This is a genomic window from Streptococcus sp. FSL E2-3494, from assembly GCF_038007085.1.
Taxonomy (GTDB): Bacteria; Bacillota; Bacilli; order Lactobacillales; family Streptococcaceae; genus Streptococcus; species Streptococcus thermophilus.
The window spans coordinates 1,567,062-1,593,928 of the sequence record NZ_JBBOWN010000001.1 but is presented as its reverse complement, the minus strand read 5'-3'; the positions used below and the strand labels follow the sequence as shown (position 1 = coordinate 1,593,928).

At 41.0% G+C, this 26,867-nt stretch carries 26 protein-coding genes and 3 pseudogenes; 23 read left to right on the top strand and 6 right to left on the bottom strand.

The window, feature by feature from the left end; translation table 11 throughout:
- The first annotated feature begins 38 nt into the window (after positions 1-38).
- From NST05_RS08260 to NST05_RS08245, 4 genes and pseudogenes are all read left to right on the top strand, one after another.
- Positions 39-1,184: an amidohydrolase gene (locus NST05_RS08260; protein ID WP_084828573.1), complete on the top strand. Its 1,146-nt coding sequence runs from the start codon at positions 39-41 to the stop codon at positions 1,182-1,184.
- Between the two features lie 432 nt (positions 1,185-1,616).
- Positions 1,617-1,754, top strand: a complete 138-nt coding sequence (locus NST05_RS08255; protein WP_002950088.1) for an alanine dehydrogenase — start codon at positions 1,617-1,619, stop codon at positions 1,752-1,754.
- Positions 1,723-2,067 (top strand): annotated as a pseudogene (locus NST05_RS08250) (alanine dehydrogenase); the annotation flags it as partial. The gene NST05_RS08255 and the pseudogene NST05_RS08250, both read left to right, overlap by 32 nt.
- A gap of 657 nt (positions 2,068-2,724) precedes the next feature.
- The gene (locus NST05_RS08245) at positions 2,725-4,041 is read left to right on the top strand and encodes an FAD-containing oxidoreductase (RefSeq protein WP_084828574.1); all 1,317 of its coding nucleotides are present in this window, start codon (positions 2,725-2,727) and stop codon (positions 4,039-4,041) included.
- A 268-nt stretch (positions 4,042-4,309) separates the two neighbouring features.
- Here the strand turns inward: NST05_RS08245 and NST05_RS08240 are convergent, their stop codons facing one another.
- A complete protein-coding gene (locus NST05_RS08240; RefSeq protein WP_014608096.1) occupies positions 4,310-4,873 on the bottom strand; it encodes a nucleotidyltransferase family protein in 564 nt (187 codons plus the stop codon).
- A gap of 262 nt (positions 4,874-5,135) precedes the next feature.
- Here NST05_RS08240 and mvk point away from each other — a divergent pair, with 262 nt between their 5' ends.
- The 18 genes from mvk (at position 5,136) to NST05_RS08150 (ending at position 21,556) form a co-directional block, all read left to right on the top strand.
- Positions 5,136-6,014, top strand: a complete 879-nt coding sequence (gene mvk / locus NST05_RS08235; protein ID WP_084828575.1) for a mevalonate kinase — start codon at positions 5,136-5,138, stop codon at positions 6,012-6,014.
- The gene (mvaD, locus tag NST05_RS08230) at positions 5,996-6,940 is read left to right on the top strand and encodes a diphosphomevalonate decarboxylase (protein WP_002947985.1); all 945 of its coding nucleotides are present in this window, start codon (positions 5,996-5,998) and stop codon (positions 6,938-6,940) included. The genes mvk and mvaD overlap by 19 nt, the downstream gene beginning before the upstream one ends.
- The gene (locus NST05_RS08225) at positions 6,933-7,928 is read left to right on the top strand and encodes a phosphomevalonate kinase (RefSeq protein WP_011680888.1); all 996 of its coding nucleotides are present in this window, start codon (positions 6,933-6,935) and stop codon (positions 7,926-7,928) included. The genes mvaD and NST05_RS08225 overlap by 8 nt, the downstream gene beginning before the upstream one ends.
- 49 nt (positions 7,929-7,977) lie before the next feature.
- Positions 7,978-8,985, top strand: a complete 1,008-nt coding sequence (gene fni, locus NST05_RS08220) for a type 2 isopentenyl-diphosphate Delta-isomerase (protein ID WP_011680889.1) — start codon at positions 7,978-7,980, stop codon at positions 8,983-8,985.
- A 548-nt stretch (positions 8,986-9,533) separates the two neighbouring features.
- On the top strand, positions 9,534-10,916 hold the full coding sequence (gene glmU / locus NST05_RS08215; protein WP_014608101.1) for a bifunctional UDP-N-acetylglucosamine diphosphorylase/glucosamine-1-phosphate N-acetyltransferase GlmU: 1,383 nt from the start codon (positions 9,534-9,536) through the stop codon (positions 10,914-10,916).
- A gap of 75 nt (positions 10,917-10,991) precedes the next feature.
- Positions 10,992-11,540: an NUDIX domain-containing protein gene (locus tag NST05_RS08210; protein WP_011225659.1), complete on the top strand. Its 549-nt coding sequence runs from the start codon at positions 10,992-10,994 to the stop codon at positions 11,538-11,540.
- 3 nt (positions 11,541-11,543) lie between these two features.
- The gene (gene macP, locus NST05_RS08205) at positions 11,544-11,804 is read left to right on the top strand and encodes a cell wall synthase accessory phosphoprotein MacP (RefSeq protein WP_011226984.1); all 261 of its coding nucleotides are present in this window, start codon (positions 11,544-11,546) and stop codon (positions 11,802-11,804) included.
- A 67-nt stretch (positions 11,805-11,871) separates the two neighbouring features.
- Positions 11,872-12,564, top strand: a complete 693-nt coding sequence (locus tag NST05_RS08200; RefSeq protein ID WP_084828576.1) for a 5'-methylthioadenosine/adenosylhomocysteine nucleosidase — start codon at positions 11,872-11,874, stop codon at positions 12,562-12,564.
- A 918-nt stretch (positions 12,565-13,482) separates the two neighbouring features.
- Positions 13,483-13,953: a Spy0128 family protein gene (locus NST05_RS08195; protein ID WP_023909504.1), complete on the top strand. Its 471-nt coding sequence runs from the start codon at positions 13,483-13,485 to the stop codon at positions 13,951-13,953.
- Positions 13,913-14,374 (top strand): LPXTG cell wall anchor domain-containing protein, encoded by a 462-nt coding sequence (locus NST05_RS08190; protein ID WP_252989151.1) that lies wholly within the window; start codon positions 13,913-13,915, stop codon positions 14,372-14,374. Before NST05_RS08195 ends, NST05_RS08190 begins: the two co-directional genes overlap by 41 nt.
- 130 nt (positions 14,375-14,504) lie before the next feature.
- Positions 14,505-15,503, top strand: a complete 999-nt coding sequence (locus tag NST05_RS08185; protein ID WP_198506948.1) for a glycosyltransferase family 4 protein — start codon at positions 14,505-14,507, stop codon at positions 15,501-15,503.
- Positions 15,504-16,826 carry a glycosyltransferase family 4 protein gene (locus tag NST05_RS08180; protein ID WP_014608105.1) on the top strand — a complete coding sequence of 441 codons (1,323 nt, stop codon included), beginning with the start codon at positions 15,504-15,506 and terminating at the stop codon, positions 16,824-16,826.
- 331 nt (positions 16,827-17,157) lie between these two features.
- The gene (locus tag NST05_RS08175) at positions 17,158-17,385 is read left to right on the top strand and encodes a hypothetical protein (protein WP_084828577.1); all 228 of its coding nucleotides are present in this window, start codon (positions 17,158-17,160) and stop codon (positions 17,383-17,385) included.
- Positions 17,337-17,483, top strand: a complete 147-nt coding sequence (locus NST05_RS08170) for a 30S ribosomal protein S15 (protein ID WP_084828578.1) — start codon at positions 17,337-17,339, stop codon at positions 17,481-17,483. The genes NST05_RS08175 and NST05_RS08170 overlap by 49 nt, the downstream gene beginning before the upstream one ends.
- A gap of 55 nt (positions 17,484-17,538) precedes the next feature.
- Positions 17,539-19,485, top strand: coding sequence for a threonine--tRNA ligase (thrS, locus tag NST05_RS08165; protein WP_084828579.1), 1,947 nt, complete (start codon positions 17,539-17,541; stop codon positions 19,483-19,485).
- A gap of 49 nt (positions 19,486-19,534) precedes the next feature.
- Positions 19,535-20,476 carry an alpha/beta fold hydrolase gene (locus NST05_RS08160; protein ID WP_084828580.1) on the top strand — a complete coding sequence of 314 codons (942 nt, stop codon included), beginning with the start codon at positions 19,535-19,537 and terminating at the stop codon, positions 20,474-20,476.
- Between the two features lie 19 nt (positions 20,477-20,495).
- Complete coding sequence (locus NST05_RS08155) at positions 20,496-21,362, top strand: DUF3114 domain-containing protein (protein ID WP_024009799.1); 867 nt, start codon at positions 20,496-20,498, stop codon at positions 21,360-21,362.
- 11 nt (positions 21,363-21,373) lie between these two features.
- Positions 21,374-21,556, top strand: coding sequence for a hypothetical protein (locus NST05_RS08150; RefSeq protein ID WP_011680899.1), 183 nt, complete (start codon positions 21,374-21,376; stop codon positions 21,554-21,556).
- Positions 21,557-21,647: 91 nt separating this feature from the next.
- Here NST05_RS08150 and NST05_RS08145 read toward each other — a convergent pair.
- From NST05_RS08145 to NST05_RS08125, 5 genes and pseudogenes are all read right to left on the bottom strand, one after another.
- Positions 21,648-21,791, bottom strand: a pseudogene (locus tag NST05_RS08145) (PspC domain-containing protein); the annotation flags it as partial.
- 77 nt (positions 21,792-21,868) lie between these two features.
- The gene (gene trhA, locus NST05_RS08140; protein ID WP_084828581.1) at positions 21,869-22,546 is read right to left on the bottom strand and encodes a PAQR family membrane homeostasis protein TrhA; all 678 of its coding nucleotides are present in this window, start codon (positions 22,544-22,546) and stop codon (positions 21,869-21,871) included.
- Positions 22,539-22,988, bottom strand: a pseudogene (locus tag NST05_RS08135) (DUF1836 domain-containing protein). Before NST05_RS08135 ends, trhA begins: the two are co-directional and overlap by 8 nt.
- 174 nt (positions 22,989-23,162) lie before the next feature.
- On the bottom strand, positions 23,163-24,434 hold the full coding sequence (locus NST05_RS08130; RefSeq protein WP_011680901.1) for a hydroxymethylglutaryl-CoA reductase, degradative: 1,272 nt from the start codon (positions 24,432-24,434) through the stop codon (positions 23,163-23,165).
- Entirely contained in the window at positions 24,427-25,602 is a 1,176-nt protein-coding gene (locus tag NST05_RS08125) for a hydroxymethylglutaryl-CoA synthase (RefSeq protein WP_011680902.1), read from the bottom strand. Before NST05_RS08125 ends, NST05_RS08130 begins: the two co-directional genes overlap by 8 nt.
- 321 nt (positions 25,603-25,923) lie before the next feature.
- Between NST05_RS08125 and NST05_RS08120 the strand changes: the two genes are divergently transcribed.
- Complete coding sequence (locus tag NST05_RS08120) at positions 25,924-26,784, top strand: thymidylate synthase (protein WP_084828582.1); 861 nt, start codon at positions 25,924-25,926, stop codon at positions 26,782-26,784.
- Positions 26,785-26,867: the final 83 nt, after the last annotated feature.

Below are 26,867 nucleotides of genomic sequence, written 5' to 3'. Positions count from 1 at the left end.
ATTGACAATCTAAAACTGATCAGAGAGGGAGGTTCATTATGACAGAAGTATTTTACGATCATTTAGCAAAGACGCGTCATCAGATTCATCAACATCCAGAGGTTTCTGAGGAGGAGCATGAGACGACAGTCTTTTTGAAAGCTTATTTGAAAAATCTAGGTGTTGAGCCTTTAAATTATCCCTTGAAGACAGGACTCATCGCTGAGATTGGGTCAGGTCATCCTATTATTGCCTTGCGTGCTGATATTGATGCCCTACCGATTAAGGAAAAGACAGGACTTCCTTATGCCAGCGACAATGGTGCCATGCATGCTTGTGGTCATGATTTTCACCAGACCTCTCTGCTTGGTGCTGCTCAGCTTTTAAAAGAAAGAGAAGCAGAGCTTAAGGGGACTGTTCGATTAATTTTTCAACCGGCTGAGGAAAATTTCCAAGGGGCCTATCAGGTCATTGAAGCGGGCGGTATTGAGGGTGTGTCAGCTATCATCGGTTATCACAATAATCCTCACTTGAAACCTGGTCAGATTGGCCTTCGTTCAGGTGCTATTTTGGCAGGCGTGGAGCAGTTTAGGGTTGATGTCATGGGTGTTTCGTCCCATGCAGCCCGTCCTGATTTGGGTGTGGATACGGTCTTGGTTACTACGACTATCATTAATAATTTACAGCAAATTGTTGCTCGGACGGTATCTCCCTTTGAGTCAGCTGTATTGTCAGTTACTCATATCGAAGTTGGAAATACCTGGAATGTTCTTCCAGCAGCCGGCTTCTTCGAAGGAACGATTCGGACTTTCGAGCCTAAGGTTCGGGAAGATGTCATTGCTCGCTTTGAAAAAGTTGTTCAGGCGACAGCGGATCAGTTTGGTGCTCAAGTTGACATTACTTGGGGTAATTCACCTTACGTGACCTACAATGACCAGACACTCACACCACTCATCTTTGAAAATTCTAAAGCCTTCGCAGAAGTGATTGAAACGCTGCCATCAACAGGAGGCGAAGACTTTGCGGCCTATCAAAAGGAAATACCAGGAGTCTTTGCCTTTGTTGGCTCAAATGGTGAAGAAAATGCACCAGACTGGCACCATGATGATTTCCTTGTGAAAGATGAGGCCTTGCCAGTAGCTGTGAATTACTATGTGGAAAACGCTCTTTTCCTCCTTGATTATTTTAAGGAGCAAGACGACTGACTATTCCCTTAATTGGAATCACTAGTAATGAAAAAACTGTTGCGGAAAGAAGTCCAATCATCCAGAGTTTCTCTTGGGTCATAAGCAATTAGCAGACCAAGGACTCTTTGATTATTTTATTAAGAGTTTTCCATGAAGCTTAAGGATTTTAAATTGGTGCTGCTTTTGAAAATAAAAAGGAGGATGTGCATAAGAAAAAATACTCTTTTGATCATTTAGTTTACAACTTAAGAGCCCAGCCGATTGGTTGGGTTCTTTTGTGAATTGTTTAGATAGTTAGGGGAGTATGATTCTAAGGTCTTAAAATAGCGGAGATTTTTTTCTCTTGATTTTAGTTAAAATGAAAGCGCTATCATTACAGAAAGATAGATAGGAAGTGGTTAAGCGATTTGCACAATCCTTTACCTTATGACCTCCGAATGAGGAGAAAATATGTTAATTGGTATTCCAAAAGAAATCAAAAACAACGAAAACCGTGTAGCTCTTACACCTGCAGGTGTCCAAAGTCTTTTGGCTAAGGGACACGTAGTATTAATCGAAACAAATGCGTCCAAGTTCTGTTATTGTTAACGTTGCCGTTGACCAAGGTGGGGTTGTTGAGACTGTGAATCGTGTGACAAGTCACGATAAGCCTGTTTATGAAACACACGGTGTCCTTCACTATGCTGTTGCTAATATTCCAGTTGCAGTAGCACGTACATCAACCATTGCTCTTACCAATGTTACCATTCCTTATATCGAAGCTCTTGCAGGAGTAGGCTTTAAACAGGCTATTGAAAATGACGAAGGCCTTCGCCAAGGTGTAACGACTTATCAAGTTCACATTACTAGCCAACCTGTTCCAGAAGGATTGAATAGAAGCTGTACAGCTATTGACGAGTGACTATAAGTTTATAATTCTATCAGAATGAAAGATAAGTCGCGCCATGAATTGGTGTGACTTTTTTAGTTAGGATAAGAGGTAATCGTGTGTTTGGTAGTTGATCGTCAAGTGTCTATAAAGCTTAAATCTGCTTATTTTTTCTAATCTAGGTATTGTTTTATGCTATAATGAGCAGACATCTCAACATTAGTAATGAGCACCTATGACTCTTTCTGTTTTTACTTAAAAAATGCGCTCATAAAGAGGTTTTACCATAGCCAATCATATTCGTGTTCTCACAGAAATTATTTTCTCTTATCTTGTCGTCTTTTATTTTGGTGTAAAAATCGATGTATCATTGACCAAGCTTCTAATTACAGTAGGTGTGGCAGCGCTGCTTGAAATGATTTACCATGTGATACTTGCTCGAAGATAGGAGCAAATATTTCTTTCGAAGCTTTTTGGAGAAACTGTGGACAACTCTTTAGAAAAAATGTTGTGTTCTTCTTTTTTTTTTTAGTTTTTTACCACATAATTTTCAAAGGGTGCATATATCTCCATTAACATAAGATATGAAATCGGTTACATAAAAAGCTGTAGCTTTTTTATTTTCCAGTTCAGATATTGGTAGTCTGAAAAATTAAATGATATAATGTCAATAAATAGGAGGATACAGAAATGTTGAACTATGATTTGATTGTTATCGGTTTCGGTAAAGCCGGTAAAACGTTGGCTGCTAAGATGAATGCGGCTGGTAAGAAAGTTGCTGTCATCGAGCGCAGTAAAGCTATGTATGGTGGGACTTGCATTAATATTGCGTGTATCCCAACTAAGACTATGATTGTTGCGGCTGAGAAGGGCTGGTCATTTGACGACACCATGAAAGAACGTGGTGCAGTGACTAGTCGTCTTAATGCTAAGAATTATAAAATGTTGGCAGACAATGGCGTTGATGTCATTGATGCAGAGGCACATTTTGTGTCAAATAAGGTTATTGAAGTAGTAGCTGGGGATGACCGCCAAGAGCTTACAGCTGAGACTATTGTTATTAATACTGGTGCTGTATCTAATATCTTGCCTATTCCTGGTTTGACAACAACTAAGCATGTTTACGACTCAACTGGCATTCAAACTCTTGAAGCTTTGCCAAAACGCTTGGGTATCCTAGGTGGTGGTAATATCGGTCTTGAATTTGCTGGCCTTTATAACCGTTTGGGTAGTCAAGTGACTGTCTTGGATGCAGCGACTAGCTTCTTGCCACGTGTAGAGCCATCTATTGCTAAGTTGGCCAAGCAATACATGGAAGAGGACGGCATTGTCTTTGAGCAGGGTGTTAAAACTTCCGAAGTAAAAAATGACGGTGATGAAGTTGTCGTTGTTACTGACAAAGGTGAGTTTCGTTTTGATGCTCTCCTCTATGCGACAGGACGCAAGCCTAATATCGAACCTCTTCACTTGGAAAATACAGATATTGCCTTGACAGAACGTGGCGGTATTCAGGTTAATAAGCATTTGGAAACAAGCGTTCCTGGTGTATTTGCAGTGGGTGATGTTAATGGTGGACTTCAATTCACTTATATTTCATTAGATGATTTCCGTATTGTCTTTAATTACTTGACAGGGGATGGTAGCTATAACCTTGAAACACGTGGAGCAGTTCCAACTGCCATGTTCCTCTACCCACCTTTGGCACAGGTTGGCCTTACTGAAGACCAAGCCAGAGCAGCAGGTGGACCAGTTGCTGTCAAGGAACTTCCAGTTGCTGGCATGCCTCGTGGTCATGTTAACGGTGATTTGCGCGGTGCTTTCAAAGCTGTGGTAAATCCTGAAACTAAGGAAATCTTGGGTGTGACCCTCTTTGGTCAAGAATCTCATGAAATTATCAATCTAATTACCCTTGCTATGAACCATCATATTCCATACACAGATTTGGCTAACCAAATCTTCACTCACCCAACTATGGCTGAGAACCTAAACGACTTGTTTGCGATTTAAAATGAAAAGAGCCGTGAGGCTCTTTTTTAATATAGAAGAAAAATTTTTTAAGACTTTCCTTAGGTGATTTCGGTCGTCAGCGACCTTCTTCGAAGTTCCATGACTAATTTTTGAGCCCCTTCACTTTTTAATTTCTAGGCTCAGGCTAAAACAGTTTCCCGAACTGTTTTACTCTCAAAAATTCCGAGTTCCTGAAACTATTATGCTTCAGGAACTTTTCTCACAGCGGAAAGTCTTGTAAAAAGCAAATCACAAATCATAGGTTAATCTATTTGATAAATTCTATAGAAATGTTTGGCCAGAATATGTTCCAATTTTTCTTTTTTACTCTCTCGTTATAGATCATTTGTCGGTCCTTGTCTGAAAAGTAATGCGGTGTGGGTGATACTCTGAAGTTAATCAAATCGTTTGTTCCAAAAGGAATAAATACTTCTAGTTCCTGATTGTCATTTAGTCTAGCAGCTATGGCAGTACATTTTTCGGGAAATTTTGAAACAGCATCGGTAGAGCTGACATACTTTTCAGTATTAGGACTATGTATATTCATATAATACTGATTTTTTATTTCCCAATTGTATTCAGGATATTTTTTCTTTATTTGATTTTCTATTTCAACAGTTTGCTCATATGATATGTTTTTATCAAAGAAAATGACATCGATATCTGAGAAATTGATATTTGAAGATGTACTTCCGGTGCTTAAGTAGTCCCAAATATAATTGCGTAAAGTTCCAGCACAAAGCCAACAGTCATTAAGTTGGAAAGAGTGGATAATCTTTAATAGTGCCATTAGTTCGGAGTTCTGTTTAATTAGTTTTTCGACATCAATCATTTTTTAACCTCATTGGTATTGTACTAGTTTAAGATAGAAATATCAATTTAGGACCATGTCTCTAATGCAAAGCGACACTCTAGGTTAGATATCGCTTTTTTTGCGCTTTGATGATAAGATAGAAGTGACATAGGAAAATTCCTTAGATTGGGGCTCTTAATCCACTCAGGGAGGTTTATTGACCTTGAGTCACCACTAGAATCTGTATGAAAAATATAGAAAGACACTCGCCTGAAAATTTGTCTGTGAGTGTGTGTAATTTATGACTAAGAAAGTAGGAGTGGGCAAGGCTCACAGTAAGATTATTTTGATGGGGGAGCACTCGGTCGTTTATGGTCATCCTGCCCTTGCTCTCCCTCTTAAGGATATTGAGGTTGTCTGTCAGATTCAGGCGGCTGAGACTCCTTTGACGCTCAAGGCTCAAGATCCCTTGACGACGGCGATTTTTTCAGCGCTTAATTATCTGAAAATCAAGAATCGGCCTATCAGCTATGCTATTAAGTCAAGTGTTCCTGAAAAGCGTGGCATGGGGTCGTCTGCGGCTGTAGCCATTGCGGCAATTCGAGCGGTCTTTGATTATTTCGATCAAGAGCTTAGCCGGGAGACCTTGGAAATGCTGGTTCATCAGGCGGAGACCATAGCACATAGTAAACCGAGTGGTCTGGATGCTAAGACATGCTTGAGTGACAAAGCCATTAGCTTTACGCGTAATATCGGTTTCAAGGAAATCGAGGTCAATTTAGGTGCTTATCTGGTCATTGCTGATACGGGTATCCATGGAAACACCCGTGAAGCTGTGGAAAAGGTTGAAGCTAATGGTTTAGATGCCTTGTCAGACCTCAACCAATTGGGTGAATTAAGTCAGAAGGCAGAACGGGCCCTCAAAGCCAAGGATCAAAAGCTTCTTGGACAGCTCATGTCTCAAGCCCATAATCATCTTAAATCTTTAGGCGTGTCTTGTGCCTTGTCGGACCTTCTAGTAGCAACTGCTCTGGACCATGGTGCACTGGGAGCCAAGATGTCAGGCGGAGGGCTTGGTGGCTGTATTATTGCTCTGACAAGTACTAAAGACCAAGCCCGAACGATTGCTAAAAAACTTCAAGAAAAAGGAGCCGTAAACACGTGGATAGAAAGCCTGTAAGCGTCAAATCGTACGCAAATATTGCTATTGTCAAATACTGGGGTAAGGCGGATGCGGATCGTATGATTCCTTCAACCAGTAGTATCTCACTGACTTTGGAAAATATGTATACGGAAACCAAGTTGTCTTTTCTGCCTAAGGATGCGACCAGTGATGTCATGTATATCGGTGACGAGCTCCAAGGAGAAAAAGAGACGACTAAGGCCAGCAAGGTTTTAGATATCTTCCGTACTGATCCAAATCAGCCTGTCAAAATCGAAACATGGAACAATATGCCAACAGCAGCAGGCCTATCATCAAGTTCCTCAGGCCTTTCAGCTTTGGTCAAGGCCGCTAACGAGCTCTTCCAAGTAGGAAAAACGCAGTCTGAATTGGCTCAGATTGCCAAGTTTGCTTCAGGCTCATCATCACGTTCTTTCTTTGGGCCGCTGGCAGCTTGGGATAAGGATAGTGGTGAGGTTTATCCAGTTGAAACAGATCTCAAATTGGCCATGATTATGTTGGTTTTGACAGATCAAAAGAAACCCGTATCTAGCCGAGACGGTATGAAATTGTGTACCGAAACATCGACTTCTTTCCCAGAGTGGATCAGACAGTCTGAGCTAGATTATAAGGATATGTTGGCCTATCTCAAAGCAAATGATTTCCAAGCGGTCGGTGAGCTCACTGAAGCCAATGCCCTTCGTATGCACCAAACAACAAGTACGGCTAACCCTCCATTTTCATATCTAACGGAAGCCTCTTATCAGGCTATGGACAAGGTTAAGGCCCTCCGTGCCTCTGGTGAGCAATGTTATTTCACTATGGATGCAGGACCAAATGTCAAGGTGCTCTGTATGGAAGAAGACCTTGACCGCCTAGCAGAACACTTACGCAAGGATTATCAGGTCATCGTTTCACGCACCAAGGAGTTGCCAGATGCCTAAGCAGTCGGTCAATCAGGTCACAGTAAAAACAGGTGGGAAACTCTACATTGCTGGAGAATATTCAGTCTTAACACCGGGGCAGACAGCCCTAATTCAATTTATTCCTATTTTTATGTCAGCAGAGATCAAGAAAGCCCAAACTACCCAGTTGACCTCAGACATGTTTGACTACAGTGTGGACCGTGAGCCAGACGTAAATTACGCCCTCATTCAAGAGGCCTTGAATACTTTTGAGGCCTATTGTGGTGAGAACTTGCCTGCTCTAGACCTTTCAATCACTGGAAAGTTGGAACGAGATGGGGTTAAATTTGGCATTGGCTCATCAGGTTCAGTTGTAGTATTGACCCTTAAGGCCTTGGCGGCATCGCTTCAGAAAGACTTATCCAAAGACATTCTCTTTAAATTAGCTAGTTACACCCTCCTCAAACAAGGAGACAATGGTTCTATGGGAGATTTAGCTTGTATCGTATACGAGGATCTGGTTTCCTATCACTCCTTTGACCGTGCAAAAATAGCGGAGCTTATAGATCAAATGACTCTATCCGAACTTTTGGAAATAGACTGGGGTTACCGTATCAGTCCAGTAGTGTCAGAACTAAAAGCTCGCTTCTTAGTGGGGTGGACCAAGCAAGCTGCTATCTCAAAAGACATGGTTAAAATGGTCAAATCTCGCATATCAAGCAAGTATTTAAGTGAAACAGAAGTTGCCGTCCAAGATGCCATCAAGGCACTGGAAACAGGAAATAAGAATTTGCTTAAGAGAAGCCTTCAAACAGTAAGCGACCAGTTAGAATCATTGAGTCCAGATATCTATGTGGACAAGTTGAAAAAACTCAAAGAAGCTGAACAACGGCTTGATGCTATTGCCAAGTCCTCTGGAGCTGGAGGTGGTGACTGCGGTATCGCCTTTACCTTTGATCAAGCTAGCAGAGATATCCTAGTTGAGCGCTGGCAACAGGCAGGCATAGAGCTCTTGTATGAGATTTAGGGTCAGCTTAGTAGAATATAATCCACGCAAGAAAGTAAAGAAATAACCTATGACAAATCGTAAAGACGATCACATCCGTTATGCCCTCAAGTACCAGTCGCCCTACAATAGTTTTGACGATATGGAACTTATCCACAAGTCTCTACCGACTTATGATTTAGATCAGATTGACTTGTCCACACATTTTGCTGGACGAGATTGGAAATTCCCCTTTTATATCAATGCCATGACAGGTGGATCTGCCAAAGGTGGGGCTGTTAATCGAAAACTAGCTGAGGTGGCTAGCCGAACAGGTATTCTCATGGTGACGGGTTCCTACAGTGCTGCTCTAAAAGGAGAGGCACCAGAATCCTTTGACTATCGTAATGAGTTTCCAGACTTAGACCTTGCGACCAATATCGGTGTTGATAAGTCTGTGGACCTGGGGATTAAGACGGTGGAAGCTATGGATCCAGTCTTTTTACAGCTCCATGTTAATCTTATGCAGGAGCTTCTCATGCCTGAGGGAGAGCGTATTTTCCACACTTGGAAGGAAAATGTGGCGGCTTATGCACAGAAAATAGAGGTTCCTCTTGTGCTTAAGGAGGTTGGCTTTGGTATGGATGAGAAAACCATTCGCTACGCCATGTCTCAGGGCATCAAGACTGTGGACATCTCAGGTCGTGGTGGAACTAGCTTTGCCTATATTGAAAATAGTCGAGGTGGTAACTGTGATTACCTAAATGACTGGGGACAAAGTACGGTTCAGACCCTTTTGCAAGCCCAAGACCTTCGTGAGGAGGTGGAAATCCTAGCCTCTGGTGGCGTGCGCAATCCACTTGATATGGTTAAATGTCTGGTCTTAGGAGCAAAAGGTGTAGGCCTCTCACGAACAGTTCTTGAATTGGTGGAACGTTATCCTGTGGATAAGGTTGTGGCTATCGTCAATGGCTGGAAGGATGACCTTCGCCTTATCATGTGTGCCCTTGATTGTCGCACTATTGATGAGCTCAAATCTGTAGATTACATCTTATATGGAAAGTTACAAGGGACTTATGTCAAACAAGAGAAGTCATAAAGGTGATATCACTTTAACCTCGGTAAAGGATAAGTAACTCAAATCTTGTTTAGACTTGATTTAAAAGAGCATTTAATGAGACTTTCCGCTGTGAGAAAAGTTCTTGAAACACTAGTGTTTCAAGAACTCGGAATTTTTGAGAATAAAACAGTTTGGGGAACTGTTTTAGCCTGAGCCTAGAAATTAAAAAGTGAAGGGGCTCAAAAATTAGTCATGGAGCTTCGAAGAAGATCACTGACGTCCGCACTCACTTCAGGAAAGTCTCAAAAAAGATTATTCTAAAAAGAGCGTCAGCTCTTTTTTCAATACCGTCCATTCTGCCAAAACCTTTTCATTTATGGTATAATAGGGCGATTATAGATAATCAGAGGCCCTAAAAAACGTCAGTTATGAGGACATATTTTCTAAGAAATAAGAGACTTATTTTTAAGGCCCCTCTCTTTCGTAGGCTATCCCAGTGGGAGGTGGAGGCCCTGAGATTTGGGACTCAAGGCTAAAACCGCCTCGAAGGAAACCATCACAAAAAAATCTTAAGAAGGAAAAAGAAAATGAGTAATTACGCTATTATCCTTGCTGCGGGTAAAGGAACTCGCATGAAATCAGATCTTCCAAAAGTATTACACAAGGTTTCAGGCATCACTATGCTTGAGCATGTTTTCCGTGCAGTTTCAGTTATCGAACCAGCTAAAAATGTTACTGTTATTGGTCATAAGGCTGAGCTTGTTCGTGAGGTTTTGGATGGTCAATCTGCCTTCACTATGCAAACTGAACAGTTGGGGACTGGTCACGCAGTAATGATGGCTGAAGAAGAGTTGGCTGGACTTGAAGGGCAAACGCTTGTTATCGCCGGTGACACGCCTTTGATTACTGGTGAAAGCCTTAAAAACCTTATTGATTTCCACGTTAATCATAAAAATGTTGCCACTATCTTGACTGCAACTGCCGATAATCCATTTGGTTATGGCCGTATCATCCGTAATGAAAATGGTGAAGTCACTAAGATTGTTGAGCAAAAAGATGCAAATAAGTTTGAACAACAGGTTAAAGAAATTAATACAGGGACTTATGTCTTTGACAATAAACGTCTCTTCGAAGCACTTAAAAATATTAATACTAACAATGCTCAAGGAGAATACTATTTGACAGATGTCATCTCTATTTTCCGTGAAAATGGTGAAAAGGTAGGTGCGTATACCCTTCGTGACTTTGAAGAAAGTCTTGGAGTTAACGACCGTGTTGCCCTAGCTACGGCAGAAGATGTTATGCGTCGTCGTATTAACAAGACTCACATGATTAATGGTGTTACTTTCCAAAATCCAAATGCGACATACATTGATGTAGATGTGGAAATTGCACCGGACGTTGTGATTGAAGCTAATGTTACTCTTAAAGGACAAACTAAAGTCGGAGCAGAGTCGGTGTTGACTAATGGAACTTATATTGTTGATTCAACTATCGGTGCCAATACTGTTATCACTAACTCAATGATTGAGCATTCAGTGGTTGAAAAAGGCGCTACAGTTGGTCCATTTGCCCATATTCGTCCGGATTCAATGCTCAAAGAAGGCGTTCATATTGGTAACTTCGTCGAGGTTAAGGGGTCTACTATCGGTGAAAATACTAAGGCCGGTCACTTGACCTACATTGGTAATGCGGAAGTTGGTTCTGACGTTAACTTTGGTGCAGGGACGATCACTGTAAACTATGATGGCCAACATAAATTCAAGACCCAAATTGCTAACAACGCCTTTATCGGAAGCAATTCAACCTTGATTGCACCGCTTGAAATTGGGGACAATGCACTTACAGCAGCTGGTTCAACCATTACGGATAATGTCCCAGCTGACAGCGTAGCCATTGGACGCAGCCGTCAGGTCAATAAAGAAGGCTACGCTATTAAGAAACCTCACCACCCAAGCCAACAAAAGTAGGCTTAAGCTCATCTAAGTCTTGGTTCTATTGAGGAGATGAATTAGATTGGGCTTATAGATTGAAGGAGTCAAGTCATGGAGTTTGAAGAAAAAACACTCAAACGTGAGTTAAAATTTAAGGGACATATTTTTGAAGTTGCAGTGGATGAAGTTCTCTTACCAGACGGTAAGACAGCTGGCCGTGAACTGATTTTCCACAAGGGAGCAGTGGCCGTTTTAGCTATTACCCCTGAAGGGAAAATTATTATTGTCAAGCAATACCGTAAGGCTATTGAGGCGGTTTCCTACGAGATTCCTGCGGGTAAACTGGAAGTCGGTGAGGCTGGCGATGAGATGGCTGCAGCAGCGCGTGAACTTGAAGAGGAAACTCAGTATAGGGGCGAACTTAAATTGATTCATGAGTTTTACACATCCATTGGTTTCTGTAATGAAAAAATTAAACTCTATGTGGCTACAAACCTCCATCCTGTTGAAAATCCACGTCCGCTTGACGAAGATGAGTTTCTTGAAATCTATGAGTTGACTTATGAGGAGTGTATGGAACTCGTAGCTTCAGGTGCTATTCAGGATGCTAAAACCATCATTGCTCTCCAGTACTATGCACTTCATTTTGGAGGAAAATAAGTTATGAGTAAGCCACTTTTGACTGACGATGTCATTGAGCAAGCCAAGCGTGGGGAAATTGACTTAGAGGATCATCCTTATTATCAGGATTACGAGGAAGAGTTCTATGATGAGGACTATGAGGCTAATTATCAGCCCTCTGCATACAAGAGCCGTCGGATTGAGAATGCTAAACGTAATCAATTTCAGCACAAGCTTAATCGCATTCTCTTTTGGATTGTCGTCCTCTTAATTATTCTCATTGTTGCTGTCTTTTATTTCTAAAAAGTCTGTGAGTTGGATAGATGTATTTGCTGATCTCTGTTAAGATTACAAGTAAAAAAGGAACTATATGAAAATCGGAATTATCGCTGCCATGGAGCAGGAATTAGTGCTTCTAGTGGAGCAATTGGAAAATAAGGTTGAAGAAATTGTTTTAGGCAATATCTACTATACAGGACGATTGGGTAAACATGATGTTGTTTTGGTGCAATCAGGTGTAGGGAAGGTCATGTCAGCCATGTCTGTGGCTGTTCTGGCAGACCACTTTGAGGTTGATGCCCTAATTAACACTGGCTCTGCAGGAGCCGTAGCGCCTGAACTTAAGATTGGGGACGTTGTTGTGGCATCAAGATTAGTCTACCACGATGTTGATTTGACATCTTTTGGCTATGATTATGGTCAAATGTCTATGCAGCCGCTTTACTTTGAAAGTGACCCTAGCTTTGTAGAGACTTTTGAAAAGGTTTTGGCTCAAGCCTCTATCGACTCTAAAATTGGTCTTATTGCGACTGGTGATAGCTTTATTGCAGGTCAGGATAAGATTGATGCTATTAAAGGGCACTTTCCAGAAGTCTTAGCCGTTGAAATGGAAGGAGCAGCCATTGCTCAAGCTGCACAAAGTGTGAAGAAGCCTTTCATCGTTGTCCGTGCTATGAGTGATACAGCAGCTCATGACGCTAATATTACCTTTGACGAATTTATTATTCAGGCGGGTAAACAATCAGCTGCGATCCTAGTGGAGTTTCTCAAAGAACTTGCTTAAGTAGTATAAATGAGTGTTAAGGTCCACCTTCTTAATAAGGTTAAAAGCTACTGTCATTCTTAAGAGGATGGCAGTTTTTTTCTACTATACATTCATATAATCTTCCAATCTTTGAAAGCAATAACTTGAATTTCGGCATTTTTAAAATAGAATCACAATTAAAATTATGGCAAAAAATGAGGAAGTGAAACAATGTTAAAAGAGGGGTCTGACCATAAAGTCTATAATATAAGTTTTTTTAGATTGCACTATCTATTTACTTGCAAAGTTCTGAGAATAGCGTGTAACTCTTGTTGAAAAGGATTGCAAAAATAGGAAGATAGAATCATGAATAATCTATTCTGTGATTTAAGGCTGCGTTTCCCTACTAGCTACGAGATCAATGTCTATAATCCTAAAAATGAAATTGTGGGTCTTGAATAGATAAATCCTGAAAAGAATCGTATCACAACGACTTTTAATAATTATTTCAAGATCCATCTAAACAATAAGCTTATGATTTGGGAGTTGGATACCTTATATTCTGATGAAGTAGAAGAAAGGGAGCATATTACTCTTGATTCTGTGGGACGTATCATTCAAGTTACAGTGGGTAAAGTGCAGTCACCTCCTCCATGGGAAGAGGTCATCTCTAAATGGGGAAGCTAAGATAAGCAGAGTCTAACTCTTCTAAATTGGCAAATGTGTCTTAACGACTCACGTCTTGTCCATAACAACTTGAGATTGATTGACACTTGGTCTGACAATCAACGGTTTTTGGACGGTTCTCTACAGCTTCGCTACATTGATTTAGCAGATCCTTGAATTGACAAGGGATCTGCTATAGACCTGATTAAGAGTTTCTCTTATGACGACTCCCATTTTGATCTTAAACTTAATCAGTTAGACCGCATGGTCTATGTTTGATATCAAACCCGTTTGACACAACCTGTTGAAGAATCACACAACCCTGTTAACCGTATTAAGCTTCATGCTGATGTTATTTCTAATTCTTATAAGTCAACCATTCACTTGGATGGAGGTTGTGGAGATGCCATCGGGGATAACCTTATTCATTTCAATTTTGAACTTGAAAAGGAATTGACAGGTAGAGACCTCAAAGATAGAGAGTTTACATTCAAACTCCTTGATGTTACTGATGGTGCCAATCCTGTTGAGTTAGGGGAAACCACTAATGATGCCAAGAGTAAAATTGTCTTTTCAGATTTCTCACTTAGCAAGCCAAGCATCTATCATTATCGCGTGACTGAAGTTCCAGGAAATGATGAAGATGTGGTATATGATAAGCTAGAAGCCAATATCACTATTCAGCTTGTTCGAGAAACTGTCGATAACCAAGTTAAATTGGTTGCCAAGGTTTCCTACCCAGAAGACGGTAGGTATCTTTAACAATAAGTTTGCGACTCCAGCTAAAGCCACTATTCAGTTCAGCAAGGAATTAACTAAGACAGGTGTTATGCAAGATCTAAAAGCAGATCAATTCCAATTTGTCCTTAAAGACCGTTTTAGAAAAGTCCAAGTGACTGTTACTAAGACTGTCGGTGAAAAGGATAATCTGCTTGTAGCAGCGGTTATCCTTCCTTTGAATATGAAATTCAACAATAGTTTCATTCTACTAAAACCTCGAACAACACCAACTCCGCCTACTCCACCGGTGACACCAAAATCAGCTAAGCCAGTTGTATCCTCTGAGAAATCAGGTCCTCAACTTCCAGAGACTAATCAAACTAATGATACTGCTTGGCTCTCACTAGGAGTGGTAGCAGTCATGGGTGTAGCATATAGCCATCGTCGCCGTAAAAACGTTTAAGACGATGACCTAAAATATCGAGAGTACTCGATCTTTTTTGTGCTTTTCTACCCTATCTCATTAAATGAGAAATCAAGATAAAGTTAACTGCAAGATGAAATTTGGTGCAAATTAAGATATAATTATGAGTATGAAAGTTCTACTTTATCTTGAAGGAAAATCGATTCTTGAAAAATCAGGAATCGGACGGGCTCTTCACCATCAGATGCGTGCCTTGGACTTGGCGGGGATTCCCTATACAACAGACATCTTGGGTGATTATGATGTTGTTCATATCAATACTTATGGACCACACAGTTTGATGTTGTTGCATGCAGCAAAACGTCGTGGTAAGAAGGTCATCATGCATGGTCATTCGACACGTGAAGACTTTGAAAATTCATTCATTGGTTCTAACTTCATGGCGTCACTTTTTGGGAAATATTTGACCCATATGTATCAAAAGGCTGATTACGTGATTACGCCATCTGAGTATTCTAAAAAATTGATTCAATCTTATGGGGTGACCACACCAATCATTGCTGTTTCAAATGGGATTGATCTGAAAAAATACGGCAAGGACCCACGCAAGGAAGAAGTTTTCCGAGATTACTTTGGTATCGAGGAAGAACAACCAGTGGTTATTTGTGCGGGTCTTTACTTCCAACGTAAGGGAATTGAAGATTTTGTCAAGGTTGCTGAGAAGATGCCACATGTTCGTTTCATTTGGCTAGGCAGTATTAGTAAATGGCTAATTCCTAAAAAGATTCGAGACATTGTCAATGGTAAGCATCCTGATAATGTCAGCTTCCCAGGTTATTTCACGGGAGATGTCTTCCAGGGAGCTATGAGTGGTGCCAACGCCTTCTTTTTCCCATCTTATGAAGAGACAGAAGGAATTGTAGTACTTGAAGCCCTTGCTAGTCACCAACATGTAGTCTTACGTGATATCCCTGTTTATGAGGGTTGGATTGATGAGAAATCTGCTTCATTTGGTCACAATGTGGATGAATTTGTAGTGGCCTTACAAGATATTATCGATGGTAAAGTGGACAAGCGTGAAGCAGGATACAAGGTTGCGGAAAGTCGCTCGATTGATGATGTCGCCCAAAAACTTGCTAAAGCCTACAAAGAAGTATTGGAGATTTAAATGCGTATCGGATTGTTTACGGATACCTATTTTCCACAGGTATCTGGTGTTGCGACTAGTATTCGCACACTGAAGACGCAGTTGGAAAAAATGGGGCATAATGTCTTTATTTTTACTACGACTGATAGAGATGTTGATCGCTATGAAGACTGGCAGATTATTCGTATTCCTAGTGTGCCCTTCTTTGCTTTTAAGGATCGTCGAGTGGCTTATCGTGGCTTTTCTAAGGCTTTAGAGATTGCAAAACAGTACAAGCTAGATATTATTCATACGCAGACAGAGTTCTCCTTGGGGCTTCTAGGGATTGCCATTGCGCGTGAACTTAAGATACCTGTTGTACACACCTATCACACCCAGTATGAAGACTATGTCCGCTATATTGCCAAAGGTATGGTTATTCGACCGAGTATGGTTAAGTACATTGTTCGTGGTTTTATGAGTGACTTGGATGGGGTTATCTGCCCGAGTGAGATTGTTTATGACCTTTTGCTCAAGTATAAGGTTGCTGCTGAGAAAAGGGTCATTCCAACAGGTATTGAACTTGAGAAATTCCAGCGTCCAGAGATTACTGAGGAAGATGTGTCGGACTTGAGAGCCAAGCTTGGTATTTCCTCAGATGAAACCATGTTGTTGAGCTTGTCTCGTGTCTCTTATGAGAAAAATATCCAAGCAGTTATGGCGGCTCTACCTTCGGTTTTAGAGGAAGAGGACAAAGTTCGGTTAGTTGTTGCTGGCGATGGACCTTATCTACCACACTTGAAGTCCCAAGCTAAGAAACTTGGTATTGAGGATAAGGTGGTTTTCACTGGTATGATTGCACCTGGCGAAACAGCTCTTTACTATAAGGCTGCTGATTTCTTTATCTCGGCATCAACCAGTGAGACTCAAGGGTTGACTTATTTGGAGGCCTTGGCAAGCGGTACACCTATCATTGCTCATGGAAATACTTATTTGGACAATGTCATCACTGACAAGATGTTTGGAATACTGTATTATCATGATAATGATTTAGCAGGGGCAATTTTGGAAGCGGCTATAGTAACGCCAGAAAAAGATGAAACTAAGTGGGCTGAGAAGCTCTATGAAATTTCTGCGGAAAACTTTGGAAAACGTGTCTATGAGTATTACTTGGACCTTACGATTTCTAAGGATTTCCATAATGATCTTAATGGTGAAGATAGCACTATGAAACGATTGACCCGTATGGTGACTCATTTGCCAACTAAGGCTATTACCTTGCCTGTCAATGGCTCTGTTCGGATTATCAAAGGATCTGCCAAACAGGTCAAGAAAATCAGAAATATCAAAAAATTTTTGGATTAGGAAAGCTATCACATTTTCCTAGTCAGATAAAATCTTAGATTGATTAATAAAAGAGAAAATTAGCTTGAAAAATTACTGTTTCATGCTATAATAACGCATAGAGACATATCAGTCATGGGAAATCTTTCAGAGAGCGTGCGGTGCTGGAAATCACGCAGAGGACATGGTTGGGACTACTCGATTAACTTTTTATGCAAACATAAAACGGTGGCCACGTTAGAGCCAATCAGAGGTGTAAGACAGACTTATTTTTTGTCGTACACGAACTAAGGTGGAACCACGTTGCGACGTCCTTTTTGGATGTTGCAATTTTTTTGTGAGGAGACTAACTATGGACTTGCAAGAATTAGTGGACCGTAGTTGGGCAATCCGACAAGCTTATCACAATTTGGAAGTTAAGTATCATGATTCCAAGTGGACGGTAGAAGAGGACCTCTTGGCTTTATCTAATGATATTGGAAATTTCCTACGACTAGTGATGAGAAAGCAAGAAGACGCTACTATGATGAAATACCCCACACACTGGAACAAAAACTTTCAGAAAATATCTGGTGGCTAGTAGAACTTTCTCAACGTTTGGATGTAGATATTCTGACGGAAATGGAAAACTTCCTCTCTGATAAAGAAAAGCAGTTGAACATTAAGACTAGGAAGTAGTCTGATAGTCAAAAGTCAATGCTTAGAAACTATGAAATAATAAAAGGAGAAAATTATGATTAACATTACTTTCCCAGATGGCGCTGTTCGTGAATTCGAATCTGGCGTGACAACCTTTGAAATTGCACAATCTATCAGTAATTCTTTGGCGAAAAAAGCTCTTGCTGGTAAATTTAACGGTAAATTGATTGACACAACTCGTGTAATCACTGAAGATGGAAGCATCGAAATCGTGACACCAGATCACGAAGATGCCCTTCCAATCTTGCGTCACTCAGCGGCACACTTGTTTGCTCAAGCAGCTCGCCGTCTCTTCCCAGATATTCATTTTGGTGTAGGTCCAGCTATCGAAGATGGATTCTACTACGATACAGACAATCAAGCTGGCCAAATCTCTAACGAAGACCTTCCTCGTATCGAAGAAGAAATGAAGAAAATCGTTAAAGAAAACTTCCCATCAATCCGTGAAGAAGTGACTAAAGACGAGGCACGTGAAATCTTCAAGAACGATCCATATAAATTGGAATTGATTGAAGAACACTCAGAAGATGATGGTGGTTTGACTATTTATCGTCAAGGCGAATACGTTGACCTTTGTCGTGGTCCGCACGTGCCATCAACTGGTCGTATCCAAATCTTCCATCTTTTGAATGTTGCTGGTGCTTACTGGCGTGGAAATAGTGATAATGCGATGATGCAACGTATCTATGGTACAGCCTGGTTCGATAAAAAAGATCTCAAGGCTTACCTTAAACGCCTTGAAGAAGCTAAAGAACGTGACCACCGTAAACTTGGTAAAGAACTTGATTTGTTCATGATTTCTCAAGAAGTCGGTCAAGGGCTTCCCTTCTGGTTGCCAAATGGTGCCACAATCCGTCGTGAGTTGGAACGCTACATTGTAGACAAGGAAGTCGCTGCGGGCTACCAGCACGTTTACACTCCACCAATTGCGTCAGTTGAACTTTATAAAACTTCAGGTCACTGGGATCACTACCGTGAAGACATGTTCCCTCCAATGGATATGGGAGATGGGGAAGAATTTGTCCTTCGTCCAATGAACTGTCCACACCATATCGAAGTCTACAAACACCATGTTCACTCTTATCGTGAATTGCCAATACGTATCGCTGAGATCGGTATGATGCACCGTTACGAAAAATCAGGTGCCCTTACAGGTCTTCAACGTGTACGTGAAATGTCACTGAACGATGGACATACTTTCGTTGCTCCAGAACAAATCGAAGAAGAATTCAAGAAAATTCTTCAATTGATCATTGATGTTTATGAAGATTTCAACTTGACTGATTACCGTTTCCGTTTGTCTTATCGTGACCCTGCAGATAAGCACAAGTACTTTGACAATGATGAAATGTGGGAAAATGCTCAACGCATGTTGAAAGCAGCTGTTGATGACATGGGTGTTGAATACTACGAAGCTGAAGGTGAAGCAGCCTTTTATGGACCAAAATTGGATATCCAAGTTAAGACTGCTCTTGGTAAGGAAGAAACTCTTTCTACCATCCAGTTGGACTTTTTGCTTCCAGAACGTTTTGACCTTCACTACATCGGAGCTGACGGTGAAGAACACCGTCCAGTGATGATTCACCGTGGGGTTATCTCAACTATGGAACGCTTTACTGCGATCTTGATTGAGAACTACAAGGGGGCCTTCCCAACATGGCTTGCCCCTCACCAAGTAACCCTTATCCCAGTATCTAACGAAAAACACGTGGACTACGCATGGGAAGTGGCTAAGAAACTTCGTGATCGTGGTGTTCGTGCCGAAGTTGATGAACGTAATGAAAAAATGCAGTTTAAGATTCGTGCTTCTCAAACGCAAAAAATTCCTTACCAATTGATTGTTGGTGACAAGGAAATGAAAGACGGAACTGTTAACGTTCGTCGTTATGGTCAAAAACAAACACACACTGAGACTGTGTCAGAATTTGTAGAAAATATCCTTGCTGATATAGCTCGCAAATCACGCCCAGATGCCGAATAAATCAGAAAGTCGGTTAGCTAAGCTAGCTGACTTTTTAGTAGGATAAACCATGCATGTTTTTATAAAGAGACTTTTATTTCTGCTGGGAGTAGTTCTAGTCTTGTTACTGGCTAGCTTTACTTATCATAGGTTAGCCTTGCAAAGAGAGAATGCTTTTCTTAACTCTGTAGGGCAAATGGTAGCTGTCAATGGATACAAAATTAGCGTCTTTGTAAAGGGTCAAGGGTCACAAACCCTAGTTTTTCTCTCTGGTGCTGGAACGGCTTCACCAATCCTAGATTTTAAAGATGTGTATGATGGGTTCTCAAAGGAGTACAAAATAGTTGTTGTTGAAAGAGCTGACTATGGTTACAGTGAGGACACGTCTAAGTCAAGAGATGTATCTGTGATCCTTTCAGAGACACGTCAATCCCTAGCCAAGTCACAAGTATCAGGTCCATATATTATTCTTTCTCATTCGATGGCCTCCTTAGAGACGCCTCTTTGGCAAGAAAACTACCCAAGTGAAGTGAAAGCTGTGGTTTGTCTTGATTGGGCATTTCCAGAAAGTTATTTCCAGTTGAAGAGGCACCCTCAGATGTTACGTCTAGCTCGTTGGGAAAGTCAATTAGGTCTGTTAAGATTACTGCCGAGACAATTATATATGCCCAATGAGAACCTAAGTGATAGTGACCGCCGTCTTTATCAAGAAATAGCTTACAGACAACTCTTGTCGCAAGCTATGTTAAATGAGAGCCTATGTGCGAAAGAGAATGATAAAAAGGTGAACTCTACTAGTATTAAATCTCAAATGCCCGTGCTACTCATGGTGTCTAATGGAAAAGGGACAGGTTTCGGTCAGGAGCAGTGGCGACATTATGCGACTAGTTTTGCAAAGGGTCAGAAAAATATGGAAGTCACTTATTATGATTCTCCTCATTATTTCTATCACTATCAGACCAAAGAGGTGATTAGAAGCATAGAGGATTTCATACAAGAGACAACTGATTAAATGATTGAGGAGAGATGAGATGCTCATAGGCTCAAAAGCCTTTTCTAGCTTATGGAAGGAATGGCAAAAGGAATATCAGCCATTACAGGTACTGAAGTTATTGCTTGCTTATATAGAGATGCCAGAGGATCTATCTGGGGAGCTTGAGGAAACTCAGCGGTTATTATCCTATTTTGACCTTGATTTGGCGCCTCATGATGTCTTCTGGAAGGATATTGTCAGCTTGGTAGATTTAGCTTTTCCTGGTGATAGCTTGTCTCAGGAAGGCCTTGTAGAGCGACAAATCCATCAGCTACGTTACCTGATTTCGAGTCAACAAGCCCAGTATGTGAGGACACATTATAAAAGAACAGGGATGACAGACAAGGAAGCTTTAGCTGTCTATCTCAGATGGAAACCTTTCACCATGTTTGATCAGGGACGTCTGCACCAAAAGATTGCTATCCGTGATGGCAAGGTGATTTATCCAGATGAAACTCCCAGTGTTAATCTTAAGATTCTCCTTTATAATCGCATAGAGTTTATTTTGGATAGTCAGGGAAATTTTCTCAATGAGGTCGATGCGGAGAAGGTAACTGAGAGTGGTGTGGTAAATGGTGCTAGTTTCAACTATGGTAATTTCAAGCGCCATTGGCAACTGGATGTGGAGCCAGTCCAACTAAACGATCCGGCCTTTCGTAATCGGATGACTAAGGAGTTTCGATCACCCAACAAATTGAGGAGGAAGTGGGGCCAAAAAGAGCCTGAGCATTTTGACAAGTCTTTTTACAATCCAAATGGTATCTATGCCCAGTCCCATAGATCTTTGGCTAATGATGTCAAACGCCAAGCCAGAGCTTTTCTCGCCATGGTTTATGGTGTCAAGCCGTTTTATACAAAGCAATAAAAGAGATTTATATGTCTAATCAACCACAAAACAATAAAGAAGGAACAGCGGTTCTAGGATCGCTAGTCTTTATGGCCTTATATGCCCTAGGTATTTGGCACAATGCTGTCCGAGGAAATATCCCTTTCCTCATTCTTTGGAGTGTTTTACTACTTGTTAATGTCAGCTATTTGATTTTCCGTTTGAAAAAATAAAGAAAGAGCCAGATCTGTAAGAAATTCAGGTCTGGCTTATTTTTTTATATTCAATTATAACTTACCACTCGCTTTCTTCTGGGATAATAATCTAACAAATGATGTAGAATGGAAAACCTATTCCCAATAAGAAAATCGCTACAGCCCAGATAAGGCGAATAATGACAGGATCAATGTCAAGATAGTTGGCGATACCAGAACAAACACCAGCGATGATTTTGTTGTTAGTATCTCGTCTGAGTTCTTTTTTTCATATGATTTACCTCCGTATGGCCTTATTATATCATAACTATTTGAATCCTAGTATTAGTTTTAAGGAAGCATGAAATAGACGATCCCCATATACTGGAGAGCTGAAGCCAACATGATAAAGAGGTGCCAAATCATGTGGAAGTATGATTTTTGATTAGGATAGAAAGCTACGCCAACCGTGTAAGATAATCCGCCAGCAAGCATGAGTCCCCAAAAGGCAGGGCCTGTCTTAGTGACGATAGCTGGAATAATGAATATAACTAACCAGCCCATCATTAGATAGAGGAATAGGGAGAATTTTTCATTGAATTTTTTAGCAAAGATTTTGTAGAGAATACCAAAAATCGTTGTTCCCCATTGGAGGATGATGATGCTGTAACCTAGCCAACCGCCTACTAGCGATAGGGCAACAGGCGTATAGCTCCCAGCAATGGCAATGTAAATCATGCTGTGGTCAATGATACGTAGGACCATCTTGTGAGGTGAATTGTAATCCATGGCATGATAGATGGCTGAGCTCAAAAACATGAGGAAGAGGCTAATGACAAAAACGGACATTCCGACAGCAGCAGTCATGCCGTAGCCGTTGTTGGCATGAACGGCAGTGATTGGCAATAAGACCAACATGGCCATAGCTCCGACAGCATGTGTTACGCTATTCGCCACTTCCTCACCAAAGCTAGGTTTTTTACTGAGTTTGAGATTGGGAGAAGTGTTAAAAGTAGCATTATTAGACATTGTTTTCTCCTTCAAGGTCGTTCAAAAGTTGATGGGTAGCTCGGTAGCATTGAAGTGTCTGGCGGGCTGAAAGTATGACATGCGGAGCCTCTTTGGGGACTTGACCATTCATGCAAGCCACAAAGTCATTGTAGTAGGTCTTTTGACTTTTGTCGTCTGTCCGTAGGATTTCCAAAGTTTTAGCAATCTCAGAGATCTCAAAGACGGTCTTCAGACTGGTAATGACAATGAGTCTGGCTAATTGAGCTGCATTATATTTCTAATTGATAGGTTTTGCGACATGGCCATGTTTGACATAATTATTGACCATAGAGGCGGTTAGCCCCTTATCGTTTGGTCCCAAAGTACTTTTGGTGACCTAATTGACATAGAGCAAAACTTGATCTAAATAGAGTTCTATCTCTGGTAATTCCTCCCAGAGAGGGTATTGTTGTGTTGTCAAATTACAAAAACCTCTTTATCTAGTTTTCATAACTAGATTATAACATTATAGAAATTCAAGTAAAGTCAGAACTTAAAAGACAAGAAAAAAGATGACGGAATAAGAGGTTCCAACATCTTTTTTTTTTTAGTCTTAAAAAGGTAAGTAATATTTTAAACTGCTACGGTATTCTTTTTAAGGATTTCTGAGTTTTTCCAAAATCGCTTGGGCAGTTTCCTGATTCATATGTTTGGCCTTGAGAAGCTCAGACAAAACGTGAGGCATCTCTTCTGGATTAGCACCAGCTAGTAGAGCTAGAGATTTAGCCTGAAGTTTCATATGTCCTGCTTGGATACCTGTTGAGGTAAGCGCTTTAAGAGCAGCAAGATTTTGTACCAAACCAAGAGAGACGATGATACCTGCTAGGGTTCTAGCATCTGGATGGTTGAGCAAGTCGTGGGCGATTGATACACTCGGATTAAGTCCAATAGAACCACCTCGGGTCGCGATTGGCATTGGTAGGGTTAATTCTCCCACCAGTTCCTTAGTTTCTTGATTATAGGTCCATGTCGATAGGCCACGATAGCTTCCGTCTTTGCTAGCATAGGCGTGGCACCCAGCCTCAACTGCTCGCCAATCATTGCCAGTCGCGATAACTAGGGCGTCGATACCATTGAAAATTCCCTTATTATGGGTAGCTGCTCGGTAAGGGTCGACCTGGGCCAATTGGCTAGCCAGTTCCATTTTTTTAGCAAAATTATGGGCCTCTGCCTTGTTACGACTGAGAAAGCGTGTGTTAAGACGACAGGTAGCTGTGACAAGACTTTCGGTAGCTAGGTTTGAGAGAATGGCCATGAGGCTTTGACCTTCCGAGAGATTTTCTAATTCTGGTACCAGGGCTTCCATCATGGTGTTGACCATATTGGCACCCATGGCTTCTTGAGTATCAACTGCCAAGTAGACAATGAGGAAATCTCCCTTGGTTTCAGTCCAGAGCTTGCGAGGACCACCCCCACGCTTAACAATAGAAGGGTAAGCTTCTTTGGCGATATCTATAAGTTTCTGACTAGCTGCTTGAATCTTACTTGCCGCAGTGGCTTTATCAGGGACATCAAAGAGGGCTACTTGCCCAATCATCTGCCGGTCATGAATCTTGGTTGTAAAGCCACCAGAACGCTTGATGAGCTTGCTAGCATAGGAAGCAGCAGCCACAACTGAAGGTTCCTCGGTAACCATGGGAACCTGATAGGTAACGCCATCTACCAATACATCTGGGCAAATGGCGAAGGGAAGTGTAAAGCGACCAATGACATTTTCAGCCATTTGATTAGCTGTTTCAAGAGTAAGCTGTTGGTCATTATCCAGAAGGTCTTGATTTTCCTGAGACAAAAGAGCATTATTTTTCAAATGCTCTTTGCGTTCTTGCAATGTCTTCTTGGAAAAACCAGTCCAAGAGAGTTTAGTCATTTTGATTTCCTTTATAGATACGTTGATGTTCAGAGATTTCAGTCAAACGGAAAGGTCCAGTTTGATAAGTATTGAATTGGGTTGAGCCAGTGTCATCCAATTGAGCCTCTTCATAGAAAAGTTGCTCATAGTCAGCAACGCTCAAGTTATGGCGTTGGGCAAAGATATCTAGACGATCAGAACGAAGCATGTCTTTGTAGCCTTCCACTAAACGACCGGAGAAAATTTCAGAGACGGCTCCAGAACCATAAGAAAAGAAGCCTATCTTATCTCCTGTTTTAAGATTTTGTGACTGTTCAAGCAAAGAAAGAAGTCCAAGATAAAGTGATCCTGTATAGATATTTCCGATTTGTCGACTATAGGTAATAGAAGCTTCGAAGTTACTTGTGAGACGCTCTTTATTCTCTGGATTCAAATCTTTGGGAATAATCTTATTAAGTCCCTTAAGAGCCAATTTAGGATAAGGAAGGTGAAGGCAAAAAGCTGCAAAATCAGCAAAATCGACTTGATGACGTTCTTGATAAGCTACCCAAGTTGTCTTCAAACTATCAAGGTACTGCTTGTTTGAATAGATGCCTTGAACAAATGGCGTTGAACTATAGTTTGGACGCCAGAAGTCCATGACATCACGGGTTTGTGCCACATTGTCATCCGCAAGCTCTAAAATACGTGGATTCTGACTGACTAGCATGGCTACGGCACCAGCTCCCTGAGTAGATTCACCTGAGGATCCTACACCATAGCGGGCGATATCACTAGCGATAACCAGAACCTTGCTATTCGGGTGAGCTGCTACGTGCAATTTAGCGTAGTTAAGACCAGCAGTTGCTGCATAGCAAGCTTCCTTCATTTCAAAAGAACGGGCAAATGGTTGAATGTTGAGAAGACTATGGACATAAACTGCAGCAGCCTTTGATTGGTCAATGGAAGACTCAGTAGCTACAATGACCATATCAATGGCCTTCTTGTCGTCGTCAGTTAAAATGTCAGCGGCTGCGTCAGATGCAAGTGTCACGATATCTTCTGTAATTGGTGTAATGCTGGTTGCATCAAGCATCAGCCCCTTGCTGAATTTTTCAGGATCCACCCCTCGAGCAAGAGCAAGATCCGCCATGTTTAGAACATATTGACTGGTCGCAAACCCAATCTTGTCAATTCCAATAGACATATGATGTTTCCTTTTATTCTTCATTGTAAAGTATCCAGAGGATACTAATCTATAGTGATTTTACCATAAAAAAGAGCTTTCGCCTTGAAAAAAACTCTGATAGTTAGTAACACTTTATTATTTGATATGAACTAGAGGATTTCAAAAGACGTAGTTTTGGTAATCCCATAGCTTTTAGTTCTCATTTGCACCAGAATAAGGTAAAATAAAAATGAAAAGCAACATTATTTACAGCTATAATTAGATAAGCAAAGTTATTTCCATCTATATGTTACGAGTATTAAGTGAGACTTTGTTTTCAATGGAATAAAGAGGAAAATCATGACGAAAGCAGACACTATTTTTAAAGAAAATATCACTAAAATCATGGAAGAGGGAGTTTGGTCAGAGCAAGCACGTCCTAAATACAAGGATGGCACAACAGCCAATTCCAAATACATCACAGGGTCTTTTGCAGAATATGATTTGAGCAAGGGAGAGTTTCCAATTACGACTCTGCGTCCCATTGCTATCAAATCTGCCATCAAAGAAGTGTTCTGGATCTATCAAGACCAGACAAATAGCCTAGATGTGCTTGAAGATAAGTATAATGTTCATTATTGGAATGACTGGGAAGTTGAAGGCGTCCCTGCTAATAATGGGGACAAGCGTTCAATCGGTCAGCGTTATGGGGCAGTCGTTAAGAAGCACGATATCATTAATCGTTTGTTAGCACAGTTAGAAGCCAATCCTTGGAATCGCCGTAATGTCATTTCCCTTTGGGATTACGAGGCCTTCGAGGAGACAGCTGGACTTCAGCCTTGCGCCTTCCAGACCATGTTTGATGTTCGTCGTGTGGGTGAGGACGTTTATTTGGATGCCACTTTGACGCAGCGCTCAAACGATATGTTGGTGGCCCATCATATTAATGCTATGCAGTATGTGGCACTTCAGATGATGATTGCCAAGCATTTTGGTTGGAAAGTTGGTAAATTCTTTTATTTCATCAACAACCTCCATATCTATGACAATCAATTTGAACAAGCTGAGGAACTCCTCAAGCGTCAGCCGTCTGATTGTCAACCACGCTTGGTCCTCAATGTTCCTGATGAAACTAATTTCTTTGATATCAAACCAGAAGATTTTGAATTGGTGGACTATTATCCTGTTAAACCTCAACTCAAATTTGACTTAGCAATTTAATAAATGCTTATGATTTAAGCCCATAAAGAGCTGGCAAAGTTTTTCCAAGCTCTTTTTGTCTTTTTTTGTTAGAATGGATTGTA

Coding starts and splice junctions, on each gene's coding strand:
- NST05_RS08260 (WP_084828573.1), top strand. CDS start 39: ATGACAGAAGTATTTTACGATCATTTAGCAAAGACGCGTCATCAGATT.
- NST05_RS08255 (WP_002950088.1), top strand. CDS start 1,617: ATGTTAATTGGTATTCCAAAAGAAATCAAAAACAACGAAAACCGTGTA.
- NST05_RS08245 (WP_084828574.1), top strand. CDS start 2,725: ATGTTGAACTATGATTTGATTGTTATCGGTTTCGGTAAAGCCGGTAAA.
- NST05_RS08240 (WP_014608096.1), bottom strand. CDS start 4,873: ATGATTGATGTCGAAAAACTAATTAAACAGAACTCCGAACTAATGGCA.
- mvk (WP_084828575.1), top strand. CDS start 5,136: ATGACTAAGAAAGTAGGAGTGGGCAAGGCTCACAGTAAGATTATTTTG.
- NST05_RS08225 (WP_011680888.1), top strand. CDS start 6,933: ATGCCTAAGCAGTCGGTCAATCAGGTCACAGTAAAAACAGGTGGGAAA.
- fni (WP_011680889.1), top strand. CDS start 7,978: ATGACAAATCGTAAAGACGATCACATCCGTTATGCCCTCAAGTACCAG.
- glmU (WP_014608101.1), top strand. CDS start 9,534: ATGAGTAATTACGCTATTATCCTTGCTGCGGGTAAAGGAACTCGCATG.
- NST05_RS08210 (WP_011225659.1), top strand. CDS start 10,992: ATGGAGTTTGAAGAAAAAACACTCAAACGTGAGTTAAAATTTAAGGGA.
- macP (WP_011226984.1), top strand. CDS start 11,544: ATGAGTAAGCCACTTTTGACTGACGATGTCATTGAGCAAGCCAAGCGT.
- NST05_RS08200 (WP_084828576.1), top strand. CDS start 11,872: ATGAAAATCGGAATTATCGCTGCCATGGAGCAGGAATTAGTGCTTCTA.
- NST05_RS08185 (WP_198506948.1), top strand. CDS start 14,505: ATGAAAGTTCTACTTTATCTTGAAGGAAAATCGATTCTTGAAAAATCA.
- NST05_RS08180 (WP_014608105.1), top strand. CDS start 15,504: ATGCGTATCGGATTGTTTACGGATACCTATTTTCCACAGGTATCTGGT.
- NST05_RS08175 (WP_084828577.1), top strand. CDS start 17,158: ATGGACTTGCAAGAATTAGTGGACCGTAGTTGGGCAATCCGACAAGCT.
- thrS (WP_084828579.1), top strand. CDS start 17,539: ATGATTAACATTACTTTCCCAGATGGCGCTGTTCGTGAATTCGAATCT.
- NST05_RS08160 (WP_084828580.1), top strand. CDS start 19,535: ATGCATGTTTTTATAAAGAGACTTTTATTTCTGCTGGGAGTAGTTCTA.
- NST05_RS08155 (WP_024009799.1), top strand. CDS start 20,496: ATGCTCATAGGCTCAAAAGCCTTTTCTAGCTTATGGAAGGAATGGCAA.
- NST05_RS08150 (WP_011680899.1), top strand. CDS start 21,374: ATGTCTAATCAACCACAAAACAATAAAGAAGGAACAGCGGTTCTAGGA.
- trhA (WP_084828581.1), bottom strand. CDS start 22,546: ATGTCTAATAATGCTACTTTTAACACTTCTCCCAATCTCAAACTCAGT.
- NST05_RS08130 (WP_011680901.1), bottom strand. CDS start 24,434: ATGACTAAACTCTCTTGGACTGGTTTTTCCAAGAAGACATTGCAAGAA.
- NST05_RS08125 (WP_011680902.1), bottom strand. CDS start 25,602: ATGTCTATTGGAATTGACAAGATTGGGTTTGCGACCAGTCAATATGTT.
- NST05_RS08120 (WP_084828582.1), top strand. CDS start 25,924: ATGACGAAAGCAGACACTATTTTTAAAGAAAATATCACTAAAATCATG.